This window comes from Pseudoalteromonas phenolica (assembly GCF_005876835.1).
Lineage (GTDB): Bacteria > Pseudomonadota > Gammaproteobacteria > Enterobacterales > Alteromonadaceae > Pseudoalteromonas > Pseudoalteromonas phenolica_B.
In genome coordinates this window covers 66,961-87,372 of the sequence record NZ_PPSW01000026.1, presented here as the reverse complement: position 1 = coordinate 87,372, position 20,412 = coordinate 66,961, and the positions used below count along the sequence as shown (strand labels likewise).

The following is a 20,412-nucleotide window of genomic DNA, read 5'->3' as shown; positions in this document are numbered from 1 at the left end:
ATCAGTCCTTACAAAGCGGGAAACCAAGCGCTTCACGCGCTTCATAATATGCCTTCGCACAAGCTTTAGATAATGCACGTACACGAAGGATATAACGTTGACGCTCTGTTACTGAAATAGCATGGCGTGCATCTAATAAATTGAAGGCATGAGATGCTTTCATCACCTGCTCGTATGCTGGCAGTGGTAAACCTGCTGCAATCAGTTTTTCACTTTCTTTCTCACACTGATCAAACTGTGCAAATAAAGCATCAACATCAGCATGCTCAAAGTTATAAGTCGACTGCTCAACTTCGTTCTGATGGAATACATCACCATAGGTGACTTTACCCATTGGACCATCTGTCCATACTAAGTCATAAATACTGTCTACACCTTGTATATACATAGCAAGACGTTCAAGACCGTAAGTGATTTCGCCAGTTACCGGTGCGCATTCTAGGCCGCCCACCTGTTGGAAGTAGGTGAACTGAGTTACCTCCATACCATTTAACCACACTTCCCAACCAAGACCCCAAGCACCTAGCGTTGGTGATTCCCAGTTGTCTTCTACGAAACGAACTTCATGCGTTAACGTATCGATGCCCATCGCAGCAAGAGAGCCTAAATACAGCTCTTGAATATTATCTGGAGATGGCTTTAACACAACTTGGAATTGATAATAATGTTGAAGACGGTTTGGGTTCTCACCGTAGCGGCCATCTGTAGGACGGCGACACGGCTGTACATAAGCACTCGACATTGGCTCTGGACCAATTGATTTTAAGAATGTCAGTGGGTGGAATGTACCCGCGCCTACTTCCATATCAAGTGGCTGAGCGATCACACAGCCTTGCTGTGCCCAGTAATCCTGTAGTGCCAGGATCAAGCCTTGAAAGGTTTTTAAATCGTATTTTTGCATAGTTGGCTTAATTTAATTTGGCTCATTGCGCATAGTGGAGCTCACAGAGTGGCTATTAGCGCAGGGTTTTGTGATTGAAAATTATGCTCAGTATACCGCGTGCTGTGCAGGGTTTTAAGCATCAAACATAAAAAAAGGCGGGAAAACCCGCCTTTTTAAATATTATTTTAGAACTCGATTAAACGTCTAAGTTCACAACACGTAATGCATTGCTTTCGATGAACTCACGACGAGGTTCAACTTGGTCACCCATCAGTGTCGCAAATAATTGGTCAGCTGCAATGGCATCTTCAATGGTTACCTGAAGCATGCGACGTGCACCTGGATCCATCGTTGTTTCCCAAAGCTGGTCTGGGTTCATTTCACCCAATCCTTTATAGCGTTGTGTATACAAGCCACGCTTAGATTCACTCACTAACCAATCAAGGCCTGATACAAAGTCAGTAACTGGGTGCGTCTTCTCGCCACGTTGCACGTAACCGCTCTCTTCCATCAAGTTCGCCATTTGCTTACCTGTGTTTGCAATACGAACATAATCTTTAGACGTAATGAAGTTGTAGTCTAGTGTATAAGCTTTATCAACACCATGCTGACGGATCTTAACTACTGGGTAGTACATATGACGCTCTTCGTCGTACGCTACTTCAGCATTAAAGATAGTTGCATCTTCATCTTTTTCTACAAGGTCAGCGACTAAACGTTCTGTCCAGCTAGTTACTTTGTCTTTATCAGATAGATCAGCTTCTGTGATCTCAGGTTGATAGATTAAACGATTCGTTACTGATGCAGGGTATTTACGATTTAATCGCTCTAACACTTCTACCGTTTTCTGATAATCATAAACGATATTTGCTAGTGCATTGCCTTCAATTGCAGCAGCACCTTCAGCAGGATATAACGCTGCACCATTTAGAGCTAACTCTAACAAGTACCCAGTAAGCGCATTTTCATCTTTGATGTACTGCTCTTGCTTACCTTTCTTCACTTTATAAAGTGGCGGCTGAGCAATATACACATAACCACGTTCAATGATTTCTGGCATTTGACGGTAGAAGAAGGTCAATAGTAGCGTACGAATGTGCGAACCATCGACATCAGCATCGGTCATGATGATGATACGGTGATAACGCAGCTTTTCTGGGTTGTATTCGTCACGGCCAATACCGCAACCAAGTGCAGTAATAAGCGTTGCAACTTCTTGAGAAGATAGCATCTTATCAAAGCGTGCTTTCTCAACGTTCAGAATTTTACCTTTCAGCGGCAGGATTGCTTGGTTCTTACGGTTACGACCTTGCTTCGCAGAACCACCCGCCGAGTCACCCTCCACTATATATAGTTCAGAAAGTGCTGGGTCTTTTTCTTGGCAATCAGCCAGCTTACCTGGTAAGCCAGCTAAATCCATTGCTCCTTTACGGCGAGTCATTTCACGCGCTTTACGCGCCGCTTCACGAGCTCGAGCTGCATCAATAATTTTGCTTACTACCGTTTTAGCATCACCCGGATTTTCTAGTAAGTATTCAGTTAGCTTTTCAGCCATTGCTTGTTCTACAGCAGATTTAACTTCACTTGATACAAGTTTATCTTTGGTCTGTGAAGAGAACTTTGGATCAGGAACTTTAACACTTACAACAGCGGTTAAACCTTCACGCGCATCATCACCGGTCGCGTTGCTTGCTGTTTTCGCTTTTTTGTTAAAGCCTTCTTTTTCCATGTAGTTGTTCAGCGTACGAGTCAGTGCAGCACGGAAACCCGCTAAGTGAGTACCACCGTCACGCTGAGGAATATTGTTCGTGAAACAGTAGATGTTTTCTTGGAAACCATCATTCCACTGCATTGATACTTCAACACTAATGCCATCTTCACGTTCAGAAGTGAAGTTGAATACATTCTGATGTACAGGTGTTTTCTTACGGTTTAGATATTCAACGAAAGCTTGAATACCACCTTCATATTTGAAGTGGTCTTGCTTATTCTCTTCACGCTCATCAGTCAGGATAATACTCACACCCGAGTTAAGGAATGAAAGTTCACGAAGACGTTTTGCAAGAATATCGTAGTGGAAGTTTGTATCAGAAAAGGTTTCAGCACTTGGCCAGAAGCGTAATTCAGTACCCGTAGTTTCAGATTCACCAATCTCCGCTAGCGGAGCATCTGGTACACCCATTGTATATTTTTGCTGGTGAAGTTTACCTTCACGACGGATTGTAAGTTGCAACTTTTCAGATAGCGCGTTTACTACTGAAACACCTACACCGTGAAGACCACCTGATACTTTATATGAGTTATCATCGAATTTACCACCGGCATGGAGAACCGTCATGATAACTTCGGCAGCTGACACACCTTCTTCAGGGTGAATAGAGGTAGGAATACCACGTCCATTATCTCGAACTGATACAGAACCGTCAGTATGAATAGTTACGAAGATATCATCACAATAGCCTGCTAATGCTTCATCGATAGAGTTATCTACTACTTCGAATACCATATGATGAAGACCAGTGCCATCATCTGTATCCCCTATATACATTCCCGGACGCTTTCTTACCGCATCCAATCCTTTCAGTACTTTAATACTGGACGAATCGTAATTTTCAGACATGGGTTTCTTCCAATTTTATGTTGTTAAACTGCCATGTTTCACGTGGAACATTTTCTTTTCTCTTTGTATTGGTTCCACAACAGCAGAAATACTTTCAGCAGTAATAGCCGTAATAAATAGCTGTGACTGACATAATTTTAATAATTCAGCCACACTAGTCATCGTTTCTTCCCCTAGCTCTGAGGGTAAATCATCGATTAGCAATATTGACTGCTTTTTTGTTTCGGTCTCAATTAAGGTGTTTTGCGTAATCTTTAACGCATACAACAACAGCTTTAACTGACCCCGAGAAAAAATATTTTCTATACTATAACCATTTATATAAAAGCTAAAATCAGCTTTATGCGGTCCTTTACTTGTATAGCCAAGCTTAACATCACGCTCAAAGTTAGCTTTTAACGTGCTAGCTAAGTCTTCTTTCCAACCAGCATCATAACGTAATTCTAGGCCAGAAAATATAGGTATTTGACCCACTATTTTATCAAAAAAATACGCATTAAACCTCTCTATATAGGCTTTTCTTGCGATATTTATTTGATCAGCCACCTTAACGAATTCAACGTCCCAGAATTTGATTTGCTCGGCGTAATTATGTGGACGAGATTTAAGTAGTGCATTGCGTTGCTTAAGAATTTTATTAAACTGACGCCAGGCATTAAAAAAAGATTGTTCCACGTGGAACACACCTAAATCTAAAAATTTCCTGCGTTCTTTCGGACCACCAAAAAACAATTCATAGCTTTCAGGTGTAATAACTTGCACCGGTAGAAGTTGCGCCAGCTCAGAGATTTTTCTACTGGCTTGACCTTGTATTTTAAGCTGTGTTTCACCCTGCTTATTCTTACTAATACCTACAGGTATAGACAAGTTAAGATGTTGTTTTTTAGCATGAACAATACAAGCGTCTTGTTCGTAATGAATAAGGAGTTTCTGCTTGTTAGTACGAAAAGATTTACCGTGAGAAAGAAAATAGATGGCTTCGAGGAGACTGGTTTTTCCACTGCCGTTTGCGCCATAGATGATATTAATGTCTGCGCTTGGCTGAAAAGATAAAGCCTCAATATTTCGAAAATGATTGAGGCTAATATGATTCAAGCTCATAAACTATAGACGCATTGGCATCACAACATACACTGCATCATCTTGGCTTACACCCTCAATTAATGCACTTGAGTTTGAGTCAGATAAAGTGAACTGAACATCTTCAGTTTTTAGAGTATTAAGTACGTCTAAAACATAAGAAACGTTAAAGCCAATTTCTAAGTCATCGCCTTGATAACCCACTTCAACCACTTCTTCTGCTTGTTCTTGTTCAGGGTTGTTTGCTGTGATCTTCAATAAGCCACTTGATAAATTAAGGCGAACACCACGGAACTTCTCGTTCGATAAAATAGAAACACGTTGGAATGCACTACGTAACCACTCGCGATTTGCGGTCACTAATTTATCGCCACCACGTGGTAGAACACGACGATAATCAGGAAAACGACCATCAACTAATTTACTGGTGAAAGTAAATTCACCATCAATTAGACGCACATGATTCGCACCAAACTGAATTGTGATTAGTTCATCGTCAGCAGGTAAAAGGCGCATAATTTCTTGCACACCCTTTCGCGGAATAATTAACTGACGCTGCGTATTTAAAGATTCAGATAATGGCTGAGCCGCAATTGCTAAACGGTGACCATCAGTGGCAACGGTTTTAATTTCACTGTTATCCACTTCAAATGACATACCGTTTAAATAATAACGAACATCTTGGTTCGCCATTGAGAAATGCGTGCTTTCGAGTAAACGTCTTAACTCTAAACGGGTCGTCTTGAATTCAACTTCACCATCCCACTGTTCGAGGTTTGGAAAATCTTCAGCAGCTAACGTCGTTAATGAAAAGCGACTTTTTCCACTGGTCAGAAGCACTTGATGTTCTTGCATCGAAAAAGTGAGTTCTGAACCATCAGGTAGGCTTTTACAGATATCGAGTAGCTTCTTAGCCGGCAAAGTCAGTTTGGCGTCTTCAGCTGGATTTTCAAGGTGCGAACTTGCAACCAGTTCAATCTCTAGATCGGTCCCCGTCATCGCCAACACACCGTCTTTAATTTCTAACAATACATTAGAAAGAATAGGTAGCGTGTGTTTGCGCTCAATGGCACCAGAAACCTGCATTAACGGCTTTAAAAATTGCTCTCTTGAAATTGTAATTTGCATAATAAATTAAGCCCGAAAATTAAGACGACAATGTTCTAATTAAATTTTGATAATCTTCTTTTACCTCATGACTTTCATCACGAAGTGATTTTACCTTACGGCAAGCATGTAACACGGTGGTATGATCTCGGCCACCAAATGCATCACCAATTTCAGGTAAACTGTGGTTTGTTAATTCTTTAGATAACGCCATCGCCACTTGTCTTGGTCTTGCAATCGAACGACTACGACGTTTAGATAATAGATCAGAAACGCGAATACGATAGTACTCAGCAACAGTACGTTGAATGTTATCGATCGTAACCAACTTATCTTGTAGTGCTAATAAGTCACGCAGTGCTTCTTTTACGAAATCGATAGAGATTGGACGACCTGTGAAGTTTGCATTTGCAATCACACGGTTAAGCGCCCCTTCTAATTCACGTACATTTGAACGCAATTTTTTCGCGATAAAGAAAGCCACTTCATGCGGTAAATTGATATTACTTTGCTGTGCTTTCTTCATCAGGATTGCCACACGCGTTTCAAGTTCAGGTGGCTCAATGGCAATCGTTAAACCCCAACCAAAACGAGATTTTAATCTGTCTTCTACCCCTTCAATTTCTTTTGGATAACGGTCAGAGGTTAAAATAATTTGCTGATTACCTTCTAATAAAGCATTAAAGGTATGGAAAAACTCTTCTTGCGAACGCTCTTTGTTTGCGAAGAATTGAATGTCATCGATCATCAAAGCGTCAACACTGCGGTAATAACGCTTAAATTCTTCAATAGCATTATTCTGTAGTGCCTTAACCATGTCTTGAACAAAACGTTCAGAGTGCATGTAGACAATTTTGGCATCTTTTTTCTTTTCCATGATGCCATTACCCACCGCGTGTAAAAGGTGAGTTTTACCTAAACCTGTACCACCATATATAAAGACAGGGTTGAACGCATTACCCGGATTGTCGGCCACTTGCGTTGCAGCCGCTTTAGCTAACTGGTTTGATTTACCTTCAACGAAGTTATCAAACGTATAGTTTTCTTTAATATTAGATTTATAACCAGATTTAGGTGCCGGCTCTACTTTTTGCTCAGCAACAGGTTGAGCTGTTACTTGAGCTTGTTCGCTGCTAGTCGCTTGAGGTGAGACATTATTAGTCTGCTCTGCAGCTGTATTTACTTGAGCGGCCGCAGGAGTGCCAACGTCAAAACGCAACTCTGGCGCTTCATCACCACAAATTTCAACCAATAACTCATTGATGCGATTGAGGTACTTTTCTCTAACCCAATCTAAAACAAAGCGATTAGGTGCATAAATGGTCAAAGTATCATCGGTACTCTCTGCTTGCAGTGGCCTGACCCACATACTAAATTGCTGAGATGGCAATTCATCTTGCAACACATATAAACAACTTTGCCAAACAGACAGATACACGCTGAACAACTCCAATGGGTTAATATTCCCGTACATAGTAAAGAGTACAAGAATTGATTAATTATTATCACAAAATATAAGTGGAAGCCGGGTATTATGAATTGATCTTATCCACAACTTCAATATTGACTTTTGCAAAAACTAGGATCTTGTTGATAAAAACAATTAAACACATGTTTTATAAAGGTTTTTATTTTATAACCGAGCAATAGATCATAACAAAAAACAACCAAGATCACACGTGATAATTGTGATCAAATTAAGTTTTCCCAAGCTTTTGTTCAGATTGACCCCAAGACCTGTGGAAAACCCAAATAAGATCAGATCCTTTAAGATCTGCTATCCTTTTTATCTCGATCACGGGTATAATACAGCCGCTTTTATATAGGGCGAATCAAGTTGATTATTTTTACAACTATTTTGCCCTGTAAATGAGATTATCATTGACTTTCGTCGTCCTCGGCATTAATATCTCGCGCTCGCAATGGCACCTGTGCCAGGATCGCGACCTGCATAGGATGTTTTAACCTTAACCGATCGGATGGAATTGTTATGAAAAGAACTTTTCAACCTAGCGTATTAAAGCGTAAGCGTACTCACGGTTTCCGTGCACGTATGGCTACTGCTAACGGCCGTAAAGTTTTAGCACGTCGTCGTGCTAAAGGTCGTAAAGTACTTTCTGCTTAATCATTAGTGGAAAGCTTTAGCTTTGGCAGGGAGTTACGTCTGTTAACTCCCTCGCACTACTCCCGCATATTCAATGAACCTGCTCGTGCAGCAACACCCTTCTTTACTTTATTAGCTAAACCAAATGAAGCTGATCAACCAAGACTAGGTCTCACTGTTGCTAAAAAACGTTGTAAACTGGCTGTTCAAAGAAACCGCATTAAACGTCTTGCCCGTGAGAGCTTTCGTTTAAATCAACATAAACTTGATAACATCGATATTGTATTGATGGTTAAATCAGGTGTTGATGAACAATCAAATGAAGAGCTAACTAAACAGCTTAATAAACTTTGGTTAAAAATAAATGAACGTTGTAAGCCAGGTGCTCCAAAACCTAAACCTTACAAAAAGCGTCCTTATAAAGGTAAGAAACCAGCTAAAACTCAGCAAAAGTAGTGTATTAAACTTCTGCTGAATAGCTTTACCCCCCTATTTAAGGTATCTTTAGCTCACCTTTTAAACATTCAATGCGTGACCATGGCACAAGCTAAAAAAAAGTTGACCCTTGCATGGCTATTAAGCCTGCCGAAACTTGCTTTAATTGTGCTAATTAAAGGCTATCAAAATTTTATTAGTCCGTTACTTGGTCCCCACTGTCGCTTTAATCCAACGTGCTCCAGTTATGCAATTCAGGCAATTAATTGTCATGGATCGATAAAAGGGAGTTGGTTAGCGCTCAAACGCATATTAAAATGTCACCCTTTAAGCGCAGGTGGGGATGACCCCGTACCTGAGAAGTCCAACAAAGTTAAACACCAACACGAGAAATAAGAGCTGTTATGGAATCACAACGCACGTTTTTATTTATCGGTTTATTGCTTGTGTCGTTTTTATTGTTCCAAGAGTGGAATAATGAAAAACTTCAAGCGAATGCCGATACCAGTGCCACTACACAACAAGTCACTGCACCTTCTTCATCAATCGCGCAAGATGATGATGTGCCAGCATCAACTCAAAACGATGTACCAGCCGCAGTTACTAAAGCAGTTCGTTCAGTTATCACCGTTAAAACTGACGTACTAGATGTAAAAATTGACACCAAAGGCGGTGATGTTGTTGAAGCGAAGTTATTACAACACGCAGAAACACATGGCAGCGATACACCATTTTTACTGTTAGGTGAATTTGAAGGCCGCCAATATATTTCACAAAGCGGCTTAACTGGGTTACATGGCCCTGATAAGCCTGGAGGTCGTCCAGTTTATACCGCGCCACAAAAAGCGTATGAACTATCAGGCGATGAGTTACGTGTACCACTGACTTTTGTTGATAACAAAGGTGTTCAGTACACAAAAACCTATGTATTCAAAGCGGGTAAGTATGATGTTGCACTAGAATACACAGTCAACAACACGACTGCTGACCCAATCCAAGTTCAACTATACACGCAAGTTAAGCGCACTGTGCAACCAAAAGGCAGCATGGTTGACCAAACTTATTTAGGCGCAACCTATGGTACTTCTGAAGAGCCGTACGAAAAGTATAGCTTCGAAGATATGGCTGAAGCGAATTTAAACAAAAACACCCAAGGTGGTTATATTGCTTTCATTCAGCACTATTTCTTAAGTGCGTGGGTACCAGACCAAACTGTAAACAACACGGTTTACACATTACTGCGTAATAACCAAGGTATCATTGGTATTAAAGGCGAGGCGGTTAATGTACAAGCAAACAGCACAAGTAACATTAATTCTACTTTATACATAGGTCCAAAAAATGGTGATGCACTTGAAGCGATCCATGAAGACCTAGATTTAGCAGTAGACTTCGGTTGGTTATGGTTTATTTCTCAGCCACTACTTGTACTTCTAAAACTACTTTATAGCTTCATCGGTAACTGGGGTGTGGCAATCATCGCTATCACTATTTTAGTTAAGATGGCGCTTTACCCACTGACTAAAGCGCAGTACACGTCTATGGCTAAGATGCGTGCGCTACAACCTAAGATGATGCAATTAAAAGAGCGCTATGGTGATGACCGTCAAAAGATGGGTCAAGCTACAATGGAGCTTTACCGCAAAGAGAAAGTAAACCCTATGGGTGGTTGTTTGCCGCTACTACTGCAAATGCCTATTTTCTTAGCGCTATTCTATGTATTCCTAGAATCACCTGAATTACGTCATGCTGAATTCATGTTCTGGCTAACAGACCTATCTGCAAAAGACCCATACTACGTATTACCGATTCTATTTGGTGCAAGTATGTTCTTAACGCAGAAGCTGCAACCTATGACAGTGACTGATCCTATGCAACAAAAGATGATGACGTACATGCCAATCGTATTCACGTTCTTCTTCATCTTATTCCCATTCCCATCAGGTCTAGTACTTTACTGGTTAGTATCTAACTTGATCACCATTGCACAGATGCTTTACATCTACCGTGGGATGGAAAAACAAGGGATCAAAGTTCGCGACTAATCGCCTACTTTAAACATTCCAAAACGCCTGCTTATTGCAGGCGTTTTTGTTTCAGCCTTGATAACTTATATTTCTCAACTCTGCCCAATCTGGCTGACACTGATGCTTTAGAGTACAATTGCAGTATTGTAATTGCTCAGCAAAAGAATCCATGATTAATCAAGACACCATAGTCGCACAAGCCACCGCGCCCGGTCGTGGTGGTGTAGGCATCATCCGAGTTTCGGGTAGCTTATCTACTCAAGTAGCCGAAAAGATTTTAGGCAAATGTCCAAAACCTAGATATGCCGAATACCTCTCTTTCAATAGCCTTGCGGGTACGCAGCTTGATCAAGGTATTGCCCTATTCTTCAATAACCCACACTCTTTCACTGGCGAAGACGTATTAGAGCTTCAGGGTCACGGTGGACCCGTTGTAATAGACATGCTGTTAAAAGAAATCTGTCAGATTGAAGGCGTACGTTTAGCGCAACCTGGTGAATTCTCAGAGCGTGCTTTCTTAAACGATAAAATGGATTTAACCCAAGCTGAAGCCATTGCTGACTTGATCAATGCAACCAGCGAGCAAGCAGCAAAAAGTGCCCTACACTCTCTGCAAGGTGATTTCTCAAAACACATTCACACGCTGGTGGAAAAAGTCATTCACCTACGTATGTATGTTGAAGCTGCTATCGACTTCCCAGATGAAGAAATAGATTTTTTATCAGATGGTAAAGTTGCAGGTGACTTAGCAGCCATCATCACGCAACTGGATGAAGTGCGCCAACAAGCGAAACAAGGCAGCATTATGCGTGAAGGTATGCGTGTGGTGATTGCTGGACGTCCTAATGCGGGTAAATCTTCACTGCTTAATGCCCTAGCAGGACGAGAAGCGGCCATAGTGACTGACATCGCAGGCACCACGCGAGACGTACTCAGAGAGCACATTCACATTGATGGTATGCCACTACATATTATTGATACAGCAGGTCTTCGTGAAAGCCCAGATAAAGTTGAGCAAATCGGTATTGAGCGCGCATGGGATGAAATTCGCCAAGCCGATCATGTGCTATTTATGGTTGATGGCACAGATACCACAGAGACCGACCCTGTGCAGATCTGGCCAGAGTTCATGCAGAAACTGCCTGATGGTATGAAAGTGACTGTGGTACGTAACAAAATTGATCTCTCAAATGAAGCGGTAAATCTTGATAAAGCGGGTCAGTATCCCCTACTTCGTTTAAGTGCTAAAAGCACCGAAGGTGTCGATTTACTCCGAGAACATCTCAAAGAATGTATTGGCTTTACCGGTGCAACTGAAGGCGGATTTATGGCAAGACGTCGTCATTTAGACGCCTTAGAGCGTGCCGCCGAGCATTTAGATATCGGACAAACGCAGCTAGAAATGCATGTAGCAGGTGAGATCTTGGCCGAAGAGTTACGCCTCACTCAACAACATTTAAATGAGATCACCGGTGAATTTAGCTCAGATGATCTACTTGGTAAGATCTTCAGCTCATTTTGTATTGGTAAGTAACGGTATACATACTCAAAAGCGCCGCATAACCCCTATTGTGGCGCTCATTTCCCTAAAAACCAGCCCATTATTTCATCAAATTAAATAACCAAACTTCAGTTTAAGCAAAAAACCTTAAACTCTTCTCATCGCCGTGCCACAGAACGGCCAACATTTAAGGCTTACTTGAATTAAATCAGACGAAAAACGTCACCAAAAAGCGATCTCTACCGAGAAAAAACATACCTCAGATCCGCTCAGTCAGCAAACCGCACTTTGATCAGAGCAATAAATAGACCTTTGATCATCCAATCAGGATCTATTTTCATAATTTTTAGAACATTTAATTATATAAACTTATTTTTTTAGATCCAAAAGTAAGTGAAGAACAATAAACTAGATCGAGTTATACACAAGCAGGCTATCCACATTGCTAAAATATCACCAAAAAAATCTAAAAGAGGATCTTTTTAAGCCCGTTAACTCACCTAAGAAAAGAAACTAGACGCAACTTTCACTCAGTTTATCCACAAATTAACAACGAAAGAATTACGAGGAATAAATTATTAATTTATTATAAATCAGTGAATTGAGTTAAAAACGCTGATTTCATAGGCATTAAAAGTTATCCCAAGTTTAAATCCCCTCTTTACTTCTTCCACAGGCACATTATGATAACCGCTCAAAGTAGATAGGATGAGTTAAATGCCGCAAGTCGACATCATTGTAGGTAGTCAGATGGGATCAGCGGAGTATGTCGCTGAGCAACTTCAAGAAGCCCTTGAAGATCAAGGTTTCGAAACCGTATTACATGAACAGCCAAACTTTGATGATTGCCAACAGACAAACTGGCTGGTGGTAACCTCTACTTATGGTGCTGGAGATTATCCAGACAATTTACTGTCATTTATTGAGCAAATCACAGCACAATCTGCTTTGTCACAGCTCAAACATGCAGTCGTCGGAATTGGTGACAGTAGTTACGACACATATAACTATGCTGCAAAGAACTGTGATGCACTATTAAAAAGTAAAGGATCGCAATCTTTATTGGCACCATTAGAGATCAATGTGCTTGATGAAGCTTTGCCAGAAGATACAGCTCTAGCTTGGTTGCCAAACTTGATCAATAAATTGGCAGATAATTAAAAAGATCTTTTACACAGAAGTTATTCACAAAATCCCCATATATTAGATCGGATTGTGGATAACCCCTGATCTAACTGCTGATCTACGCATACTTATCCCTTGGATAAATATTTCCCGATCTGAGGCTGTGAATAAAACACCGATTTGATCAACGCTTATACCGAGTAAGATCCGATCTAATTCACACCTATTGATCTGATCTAAGTTTATGCTTTTAAAGATGTAGTTAGAGTTACACACAGATCTTACGATCACTAATAATAAGATCTAATAAAAGATCTTTAAAAAGATCCTTATATATATTTAGTGATCACATTTTCGTATTTTCTAGGTTGTTTAATATTTAAGCGTTTCACTTCTGAGTTTTTCTAGGTAGAATACGCATCCTTTCAAAATTCACCGGTTGTTTTAAGTAGGATCCCGTAGATGATTTATCATGAACATTTTGATGTAATAGTTGTTGGTGGCGGTCATGCAGGTACTGAAGCTGCATTAGCGGCTGCACGCATGGGCATGAATACCCTATTGTTAACCCATAATATGGATACTTTAGGCCAAATGTCATGTAATCCAGCAATTGGCGGGATCGGAAAAGGACATCTGGTAAAAGAGATCGATGCACTTGGTGGTGCAATGGCCAAAGCGATCGATAAAGGCGGGATCCAATTTAGAACTTTAAATTCGTCTAAAGGTCCAGCTGTTAGAGCAACACGTGCTCAAGCAGATCGCGCACTTTATAAAGCGGCGATCCAAGACATTTTGCAAAACCAAGAAAACTTGAAAATCTTCCAACAGTCTTGCGATGATCTTATTGTTGAACAAGATCAAGTTAAAGGCGTAGTAACTCAAATGGGTCTACGTTTTAGTGCGCCAACGGTGGTATTAACTGTTGGTACATTCTTAGGTGGTCAAATTCACATTGGTTTAGAAAATTTCTCTGGTGGCAGAGCGGGCGATCCGCCTTCAATTGCATTAGCAAAACGTTTAAGAGAACTGCCATTCAGAGTTGATAGACTCAAAACAGGCACACCACCACGTATTGATGCCCGTACAGTTGATTTCTCCGTGATGCAAGAACAACCGGGTGATACACCAACACCGGTATTCTCTTTCATGGGTAAGCAGAGCGATCACCCACAACAGATCCCTTGTTACATTACTTATACCAATGACAAAACCCATGATGTGATCCGTGATAATTTACATCGCTCACCAATGTATGCAGGTGTCATTGAAGGGATTGGTCCACGTTACTGCCCATCTATTGAAGATAAAGTGGTTCGTTTTGCTGATAAAGAAAAACACCAAATCTTTGTTGAGCCAGAAGGCCTGACTTCTTATGAGCTTTATCCTAATGGCATTTCGACAAGCCTGCCGTTTGATATTCAATTAGATATTGTTCGTTCAATTAAAGGATTTGAAAACGCGCACATTTGCCGCCCTGGTTATGCAATTGAATATGACTTCTTTGATCCGCGTGATTTAAAACAGTCTTTAGAAACTAAATTTATTAATGGCTTATTCTTCGCAGGTCAGATCAATGGCACAACGGGTTATGAAGAAGCCGGTGCACAAGGTTTGATTGCAGGTATGAATGCAGCATTACAAGTACAGGGCAAAGATGCTTGGACACCACGTCGTGACCAAGCTTACACTGGTGTACTGATTGACGACCTTGCTACATTAGGTACTAAAGAACCGTACCGTATGTTCACTAGCCGTGCTGAATATCGTCTACTTCTGCGTGAGGACAATGCTGATCTTCGCTTAACAGAGAAAGGTCGTGAACTAGGCTTAGTTGATGATGAGCGTTGGGCAGCTTTCAATGAAAAACTCGAAGTGATGGAACAAGAAACACAGCGCGTTCGCAGTACTTGGATCCATAAAGATCACCCGGCACTTGAGCAAGTGAATGCGCTGCTTAAAAAGCCATTAACGCGCGAAGCAAGTTTAGAAGATCTGATCCGTCGTCCTGAAGTAGCACAAGCTGATCTATATAAAATCGAAGGGCTTGGATCTGAATCAGACAACTGGCAAGCATTAGAGCAAGTTGAGATCCAAACCAAATATGCAGGTTATATTGCTCGTCAGCAAGATGAAATCGAAAAATTGATGCGTCATGAAGAAACGCAAATTCCTGCTGACTACGACTATAGCCAAGTAAGTGGCTTATCGAATGAAGTGGTTGCCAAGCTTTCTGATGCCAGACCGCAAACTATTGGTCAAGCATCTCGTATTTCTGGTATCACCCCAGCAGCGATTTCGCTATTATTAGTCTATTTGAAAAAGCAGGGCTTACTTCGTAAGTCAGCATAAGCCGCAAGGGTAGACTGTGTTACAACCATTACTGACTTCTTTATTAGCACAAACGGATATTGTGCTAAGCGACAAACAACAGCAACAACTGGTTGCTTATGTCGAATTGCTTGATAAATGGAATAAAGCCTACAACTTAACTTCTGTACGTGATCCTAAAGAAATGATGGTGAAACATATCATGGATAGTTTAGTGGTAGCGCCTCACTTAACAGGCAAGCATTATATTGATGTAGGTACAGGCCCTGGCTTACCGGGCATTGTACTTGCTATTGCTTTACCTGATACCCAATTTGTATTACTGGATAGTTTAGGCAAGCGTGTGCGCTTCTTAATGCAGGTGAAACATGCATTAGGGTTAGATAATGTCACGCCAGTACAGTCTCGAGTTGAAGAATATCAACCAAGTGTTAAATTAGACGGGGTACTAAGTCGTGCATTTGCATCATTACAAGATATGGTGCAGTGGTGTTCGCATTTAATTGATGACTCAGGTCGATTTATTGCTTTGAAAGGGCAATTTCCTGATGAAGAACTTGAAAACCTGCCAACGGGTACCAAGTTCGAACAAGATATTAGTTTAGATGTGCCTAAATTAGATGCTGAGCGACATTTAATTATTCTGTCAAAAGACTAAGTTGAGGGTAAAGTGGCAAAAGTTATTGCAATCGCAAACCAAAAAGGGGGCGTGGGTAAAACAACCACCGCCGTAAACCTTGCCGCATCAATGGCCGCAACCAAACGCAAAGTACTACTTATCGATTTAGACCCACAAGGTAACGCCACTATGGGTAGTGGTGTTGATAAGTATGGTGAGGTTGCCACCATCTACGATTTGTTAATCGAAGAAACACCAATCAATGACGTGATTTGCAAAGAAACGTCTGGCGAATATCATTTAATTGCTGCAAACGGTGATGTTACCGCAGCAGAAGTTAAATTAATGGAATTATTCGCTCGAGAAGTACGATTAAGAAATGCCTTAGAGGCAGTTCAAGATCAGTATGAATTTATTTTTATTGATTGTCCGCCTTCATTGAATATGCTGACAGTCAATGCCATGGCGGCAGCGGACTCAGTTTTAGTGCCTATGCAATGTGAATATTACGCATTAGAAGGCTTGACGGCATTAATGGATACCATCACTCAGCTAGCTAAGTTGGTAAACCCTAACTTACAGATTGAGGGTATTCTACGCACTATGTATGATCCGCGTAATCGACTTGCCAATGATGTGTCTGAACAATTAAAACAGCATTTTGGTGAGAAAGTATACCGTACAGTGATCCCAAGAAATGTACGTTTAGCCGAAGCGCCAAGTTTCGGCGCGCCAGCCATGTATTACGATAGAGCATCAAGCGGTGCAAAAGCATATTTAGCATTAGCCGGTGAAATGTTAAGACGTAAAGAGCAGCAAACGGCTGCTGTTGCGTGAGAGGATAATAATAAATGTCAGTAAAAAAACGTGGTTTAGGTCGAGGCTTGGATGCCTTATTAAGTTCAGCAAAACCAGCTCCGGCTGTGCCTGTTGAAGTAGCAGCCCCAGAACCTGAATTACCGGCCATTGCACCTGAGCAAGAAGTTGCATCGACACACAGTACTTCACAAACTGATAATGAACTTCGACGTTTACCAATCGAGTGGCTTCAGCGTGGCAAATACCAACCACGTAAAGACATGTCTGAAGAAGCGCTAGAAGAACTTGCCAGTTCAATTCGTGCGCAGGGCGTACTGCAACCGGTTGTCGTGCGCGAAATTGCCCATGAAAAATTCGAAATTATAGCTGGTGAACGCCGTTGGCGTGCTGCACAGTTGGCACAACTCGATGTTATTCCATGTTTAGTTAAAGATGTTGCCGATGAAGCAGCAGTTGCCATTGCACTGATTGAAAACATTCAGCGTGAAGATCTGAATGCCATGGAAGAAGCGGTTGCTCTGGAGCGTCTATTGAACGAATTTGAATTAACGCATCAGCAAGTTGCAGAAGCGGTTGGCAAATCTCGTACTACGGTCACCAATTTATTGCGTTTAAATAATCTCAATGATGATGTAAAAAAATTGTTAGAGCATGGTGACATCGAAATGGGTCATGCCCGTTGTTTACTTGCGCTAACTGGTGAAGTGCAATCAGAAGCGGCTCGAACAGCCGTTGCAAAAGCGCTTACAGTTCGTGAAACAGAAAAACTAGTGCGTTCAATCCTTGAACCTGTGGATAAAAAACAAACAAAAGAAAAAGACCCAGATGTCAAATTGTTAGAACAACAGTTGGCAGAAAATTTAGGGGCGAAAGTTGAGATTAATTACAACCAAAAAGGTAAAGGAAAGCTGGTTATCTCCTATGCAAATCTCGATGAATTAGACGGCATTCTCGGTCGTATTCAGCCAGATCTACAACAACCTTCCTAATGTTTGATTATTAGACGAAAGTGGCGCCGAAAAAGCGCCACATTTCGTCGCTGCAAGTTGCAAAATCACCAAAAATAAGTATAATTTCGCCAGTTTTCATACCCTGATTAATTTTTGCGTCATTAAGGTAAATTTAAAGTGACAAATTCGTTAGCAGGCCCATATAGGCGTGCCGCATTAAAAGGTGTTTTACTTCAGGGTATCGTAGCAACAATCGCTGCAGTAATAGTTTTAGTTGGTTGGGGAGTACAAGCGGGCGTTTCAGCACTGGCTGGCGGCCTTGTTTTGGTACTTCCTAATTTTGTGTTTGCTTTATATGCGTTCAGATATATGGGCGCCAGTAGAGCAGAACAAGCGTTTGACTCGCTTAAGCGAGGCAACGGATTAAAATTTTTGATTACCCTGTGTTTGTTTGCACTAATATTTAAGCATTTTACTGTCATGGCTTTGCCATTTTTCTGCTGTTATATATTAGTGATGTTTGCACAGTGGTTTTCACCGATTTTTTTTAATCATTAACTTTTGGGATAAAACATGGCTGCAGAAGAACTGACTCTATCGAGCCATATTCAGCACCACTTGACCAATGCTAAGATGTGTTCAACCGATGCCGGTTTAGCCTTCAATAAAGCATGTGCGGATAGTGGGTTCTGGACATGGCACGTAGATACCCTCGCATGGTCAATCGGTTTAGGTCTTATTTTCTTATGGATCTTCCGTAGCGCCGCTAAAAAATCAACCACAGGTGTACCTGGTAAATTTCAGTGTTTCATCGAGATGATCGTTGAGTTCGTTGGCGACAACGTACGTGACACTTATCACGGTAACAGTAAACTGATTGCACCATTAGCCCTTACAATCTTTGTTTGGGTGTTCTTAATGAACCTGATGGACCTTATTCCTGTTGACTTCTTACCTGCATTTGCTGGTTTCGTTGGTGAAACTGCATTCGGTATGGATTCACACGATGTGTACATGAAAATTGTACCGACAACTGATATCAACCTGACAGCTGCACTGGCTATCGGTGTACTTATTCTGATGATCGGTTACTCAATTCGAATCAAAGGTATCGGCGGTTTCATTGCTGAGTTAACACTTCACCCGTTTAGCTCAAACAATAAAGTTGCAATGATTTTCTTGATCCCTTGTAACTTATTACTTGAAACAATTGCATTAGTTGCTAAGCCATTCTCGTTAGCACTGCGTTTGTTCGGTAACTTATACGCAGGTGAGATGATCTTCATCCTAATCGGCGCAATTGGTTTAATGCAGTTACCACTGCACTTTATTTGGGCTGTATTCCATATCTTAGTAATCGTACTTCAAGCATTCGTATTCATGATGCTGACTATCGTTTACCTAAGCATGGCAAGTGCAAAAGATAGCCACTAATAATTTATAGATTTTTTTAACTTTAACTTTAACTTTAAGAAACTTTGGAGAAAAAAATGGAACTAGTAGAAGGTTTAAAACTTATCGCTGTAGCTTTACTAATCGGTTTTGGTGCTATCGGTACTGCAATCGGCTTCGGTAACATGGGTGGTAAATTCCTAGAAGCATGTGCTCGTCAACCAGAACTTGCACCTTCACTACAAGTTAAAATGTTCATCCTAGCTGGTCTAATCGATGCGGTAGCAATGATCGGTGTAGGTATCGCTATGTTCATGTTGTTCGCACTTTAATTTTTGATAATCACTTACGTAAGTAAGTCGAACAAATGTCATGTAAGGAGGAGCGGTTGTGAACTTAAACGCCACTCTAATAGGTGAATTAATTGCATTTACGGTTTTCGTACTTTTCTGTATGAAATACGTATGGCCACCGTTAAATGGTGCAATTGAAGCTCGCCAGAAAAAGATTGAAGATGGCTTAGCTGCCACTGATAAAGCTGAACAAGAACTTGAAGTTGCGCGTAAACAAGCTGCTGAGCAGCTTAAAGAAGCGAAAGCTCAAGCAGCTGATATCGTTGAACAAGCTAAGAAGCGTGCTGCGCTTATCGTTGACGAAGAGACAACGCGTGGTCAGCAAGAACGTGAAAAAATCATCGCTCAAGGTCACTCTGAGATTGAATCAGAGCGCAGCCGAGTTTCAGAAGAGCTACGCAAGCAAGTTGCTACGCTTTCTGTAGTTGGTGCTGAGCGTATTTTAGAGCGTGAGATTAACCAAGCTGCACACAGTGACATCGTTGAAAAACTTGTCGCTGAGCTTTAAGTAGGGGGTTTGAGCATGTCTGAATTGACTACTATCGCTCGCCCATACGCTAAAGCAGCTTTTGAACTTGCCGTTGAAAAAGGCAATGTTGAAGCATGGAATGAAATGCTGTTCTTCGCTGGTCAAGTGGCCAGCGATGAGCAAGCAAGTTCATTACTAGCTAGCATTCCAACAGCTGCAGAACAAGCTGATGTTTTCATCAAAGTTTGTGCTGAACAGCTCAACGAACAAGGTCAAAATCTTATCAAGCTGATGGCCGAAAATGAACGTTTAGCCGCCATCCCAGCAGTTGCTGAAATCTTTGCTGAATTTAAAGCAGAGTTTGATAAAGAAATCGACGTTAACGTGGTTTCTGCAACTGAACTTGCTGCTGAGCAGCAAGACAAACTGGTCGCGGCGCTTGAAAAACGTTTCGCACGCAAAGTTAAGCTGAATTGTAGCATCGACGAAACCGTTGTTGGCGGTTTAGTTATCAAAGCTGGTGACACCGTGATTGACGGGTCTGTCCGAGGCAAGTTGGACCGCCTAGCGGTATCGCTACAATCGTAATTGGGAAAA

General features: G+C 41.3%; 20 protein-coding genes. 15 read left to right on the top strand and 5 right to left on the bottom strand.

From position 1 onward, the window contains the following. Window position 1 precedes the first annotated feature (1 nt). From glyQ to dnaA, 5 genes are all read right to left on the bottom strand, one after another. Entirely contained in the window at window positions 2-901 is a 900-nt protein-coding gene (gene glyQ, locus C1E24_RS16030) for a glycine--tRNA ligase subunit alpha (RefSeq protein WP_138483177.1), read from the bottom strand. 178 nt (window positions 902-1,079) lie between these two features. Next, window positions 1,080-3,503 carry a DNA topoisomerase (ATP-hydrolyzing) subunit B gene (gene gyrB, locus C1E24_RS16025; protein ID WP_138483175.1) on the bottom strand — a complete coding sequence of 808 codons (2,424 nt, stop codon included), beginning with the start codon at window positions 3,501-3,503 and terminating at the stop codon, window positions 1,080-1,082. 15 nt (window positions 3,504-3,518) lie between these two features. Beyond that, a complete protein-coding gene (recF, locus tag C1E24_RS16020) occupies window positions 3,519-4,604 on the bottom strand; it encodes a DNA replication/repair protein RecF (protein ID WP_138483173.1) in 1,086 nt (361 codons plus the stop codon). A gap of 3 nt (window positions 4,605-4,607) precedes the next feature. Further along, window positions 4,608-5,711 carry a DNA polymerase III subunit beta gene (gene dnaN, locus C1E24_RS16015; protein ID WP_138483171.1) on the bottom strand — a complete coding sequence of 368 codons (1,104 nt, stop codon included), beginning with the start codon at window positions 5,709-5,711 and terminating at the stop codon, window positions 4,608-4,610. A 19-nt stretch (window positions 5,712-5,730) separates the two neighbouring features. Then, window positions 5,731-7,059: a chromosomal replication initiator protein DnaA gene (gene dnaA / locus C1E24_RS16010; protein ID WP_431188333.1), complete on the bottom strand. Its 1,329-nt coding sequence runs from the start codon at window positions 7,057-7,059 to the stop codon at window positions 5,731-5,733. A gap of 621 nt (window positions 7,060-7,680) precedes the next feature. Between dnaA and rpmH the strand changes: the two genes are divergently transcribed. The 15 genes from rpmH to atpH all read left to right on the top strand — a co-directional run bounded on the left by rpmH (window position 7,681) and on the right by atpH (window position 20,403). Beyond that, a complete protein-coding gene (gene rpmH / locus C1E24_RS16005; protein ID WP_008488847.1) occupies window positions 7,681-7,815 on the top strand; it encodes a 50S ribosomal protein L34 in 135 nt (44 codons plus the stop codon). Window positions 7,816-7,821: 6 nt separating this feature from the next. Beyond that, window positions 7,822-8,250: a ribonuclease P protein component gene (gene rnpA / locus C1E24_RS16000; protein WP_138483167.1), complete on the top strand. Its 429-nt coding sequence runs from the start codon at window positions 7,822-7,824 to the stop codon at window positions 8,248-8,250. A gap of 81 nt (window positions 8,251-8,331) precedes the next feature. Beyond that, window positions 8,332-8,625, top strand: a complete 294-nt coding sequence (gene yidD, locus C1E24_RS15995) for a membrane protein insertion efficiency factor YidD (protein ID WP_058031495.1) — start codon at window positions 8,332-8,334, stop codon at window positions 8,623-8,625. Window positions 8,626-8,633: 8 nt separating this feature from the next. Beyond that, window positions 8,634-10,274, top strand: coding sequence for a membrane protein insertase YidC (gene yidC / locus C1E24_RS15990; RefSeq protein WP_138483165.1), 1,641 nt, complete (start codon window positions 8,634-8,636; stop codon window positions 10,272-10,274). Between the two features lie 151 nt (window positions 10,275-10,425). Further along, complete coding sequence (gene mnmE / locus C1E24_RS15985; RefSeq protein WP_138483163.1) at window positions 10,426-11,790, top strand: tRNA uridine-5-carboxymethylaminomethyl(34) synthesis GTPase MnmE; 1,365 nt, start codon at window positions 10,426-10,428, stop codon at window positions 11,788-11,790. 684 nt (window positions 11,791-12,474) lie between these two features. Next, a complete protein-coding gene (gene mioC, locus C1E24_RS15980) occupies window positions 12,475-12,918 on the top strand; it encodes an FMN-binding protein MioC (RefSeq protein ID WP_138483161.1) in 444 nt (147 codons plus the stop codon). Between the two features lie 426 nt (window positions 12,919-13,344). Next, window positions 13,345-15,234, top strand: coding sequence for a tRNA uridine-5-carboxymethylaminomethyl(34) synthesis enzyme MnmG (gene mnmG / locus C1E24_RS15975; RefSeq protein WP_138483159.1), 1,890 nt, complete (start codon window positions 13,345-13,347; stop codon window positions 15,232-15,234). A gap of 16 nt (window positions 15,235-15,250) precedes the next feature. Then, window positions 15,251-15,871: a 16S rRNA (guanine(527)-N(7))-methyltransferase RsmG gene (gene rsmG / locus C1E24_RS15970; RefSeq protein WP_138483157.1), complete on the top strand. Its 621-nt coding sequence runs from the start codon at window positions 15,251-15,253 to the stop codon at window positions 15,869-15,871. 12 nt (window positions 15,872-15,883) lie between these two features. Next, window positions 15,884-16,669 carry a ParA family protein gene (locus C1E24_RS15965; RefSeq protein WP_138483155.1) on the top strand — a complete coding sequence of 262 codons (786 nt, stop codon included), beginning with the start codon at window positions 15,884-15,886 and terminating at the stop codon, window positions 16,667-16,669. Window positions 16,670-16,683: 14 nt separating this feature from the next. Continuing rightward, the gene (locus C1E24_RS15960; protein ID WP_138483153.1) at window positions 16,684-17,640 is read left to right on the top strand and encodes a ParB/RepB/Spo0J family partition protein; all 957 of its coding nucleotides are present in this window, start codon (window positions 16,684-16,686) and stop codon (window positions 17,638-17,640) included. Window positions 17,641-17,778: 138 nt separating this feature from the next. Next, window positions 17,779-18,159: an ATP synthase subunit I gene (locus C1E24_RS15955; RefSeq protein WP_058031485.1), complete on the top strand. Its 381-nt coding sequence runs from the start codon at window positions 17,779-17,781 to the stop codon at window positions 18,157-18,159. A 15-nt stretch (window positions 18,160-18,174) separates the two neighbouring features. After that, window positions 18,175-19,035 carry a F0F1 ATP synthase subunit A gene (gene atpB, locus C1E24_RS15950; RefSeq protein WP_138483151.1) on the top strand — a complete coding sequence of 287 codons (861 nt, stop codon included), beginning with the start codon at window positions 18,175-18,177 and terminating at the stop codon, window positions 19,033-19,035. Window positions 19,036-19,091: 56 nt separating this feature from the next. After that, window positions 19,092-19,325 (top strand): F0F1 ATP synthase subunit C, encoded by a 234-nt coding sequence (gene atpE, locus C1E24_RS15945; RefSeq protein ID WP_058031483.1) that lies wholly within the window; start codon window positions 19,092-19,094, stop codon window positions 19,323-19,325. A 58-nt stretch (window positions 19,326-19,383) separates the two neighbouring features. Further along, complete coding sequence (gene atpF, locus C1E24_RS15940) at window positions 19,384-19,854, top strand: F0F1 ATP synthase subunit B (RefSeq protein WP_058031482.1); 471 nt, start codon at window positions 19,384-19,386, stop codon at window positions 19,852-19,854. A gap of 15 nt (window positions 19,855-19,869) precedes the next feature. Beyond that, window positions 19,870-20,403: a F0F1 ATP synthase subunit delta gene (gene atpH, locus C1E24_RS15935; protein WP_138483149.1), complete on the top strand. Its 534-nt coding sequence runs from the start codon at window positions 19,870-19,872 to the stop codon at window positions 20,401-20,403. Window positions 20,404-20,412: the final 9 nt, after the last annotated feature.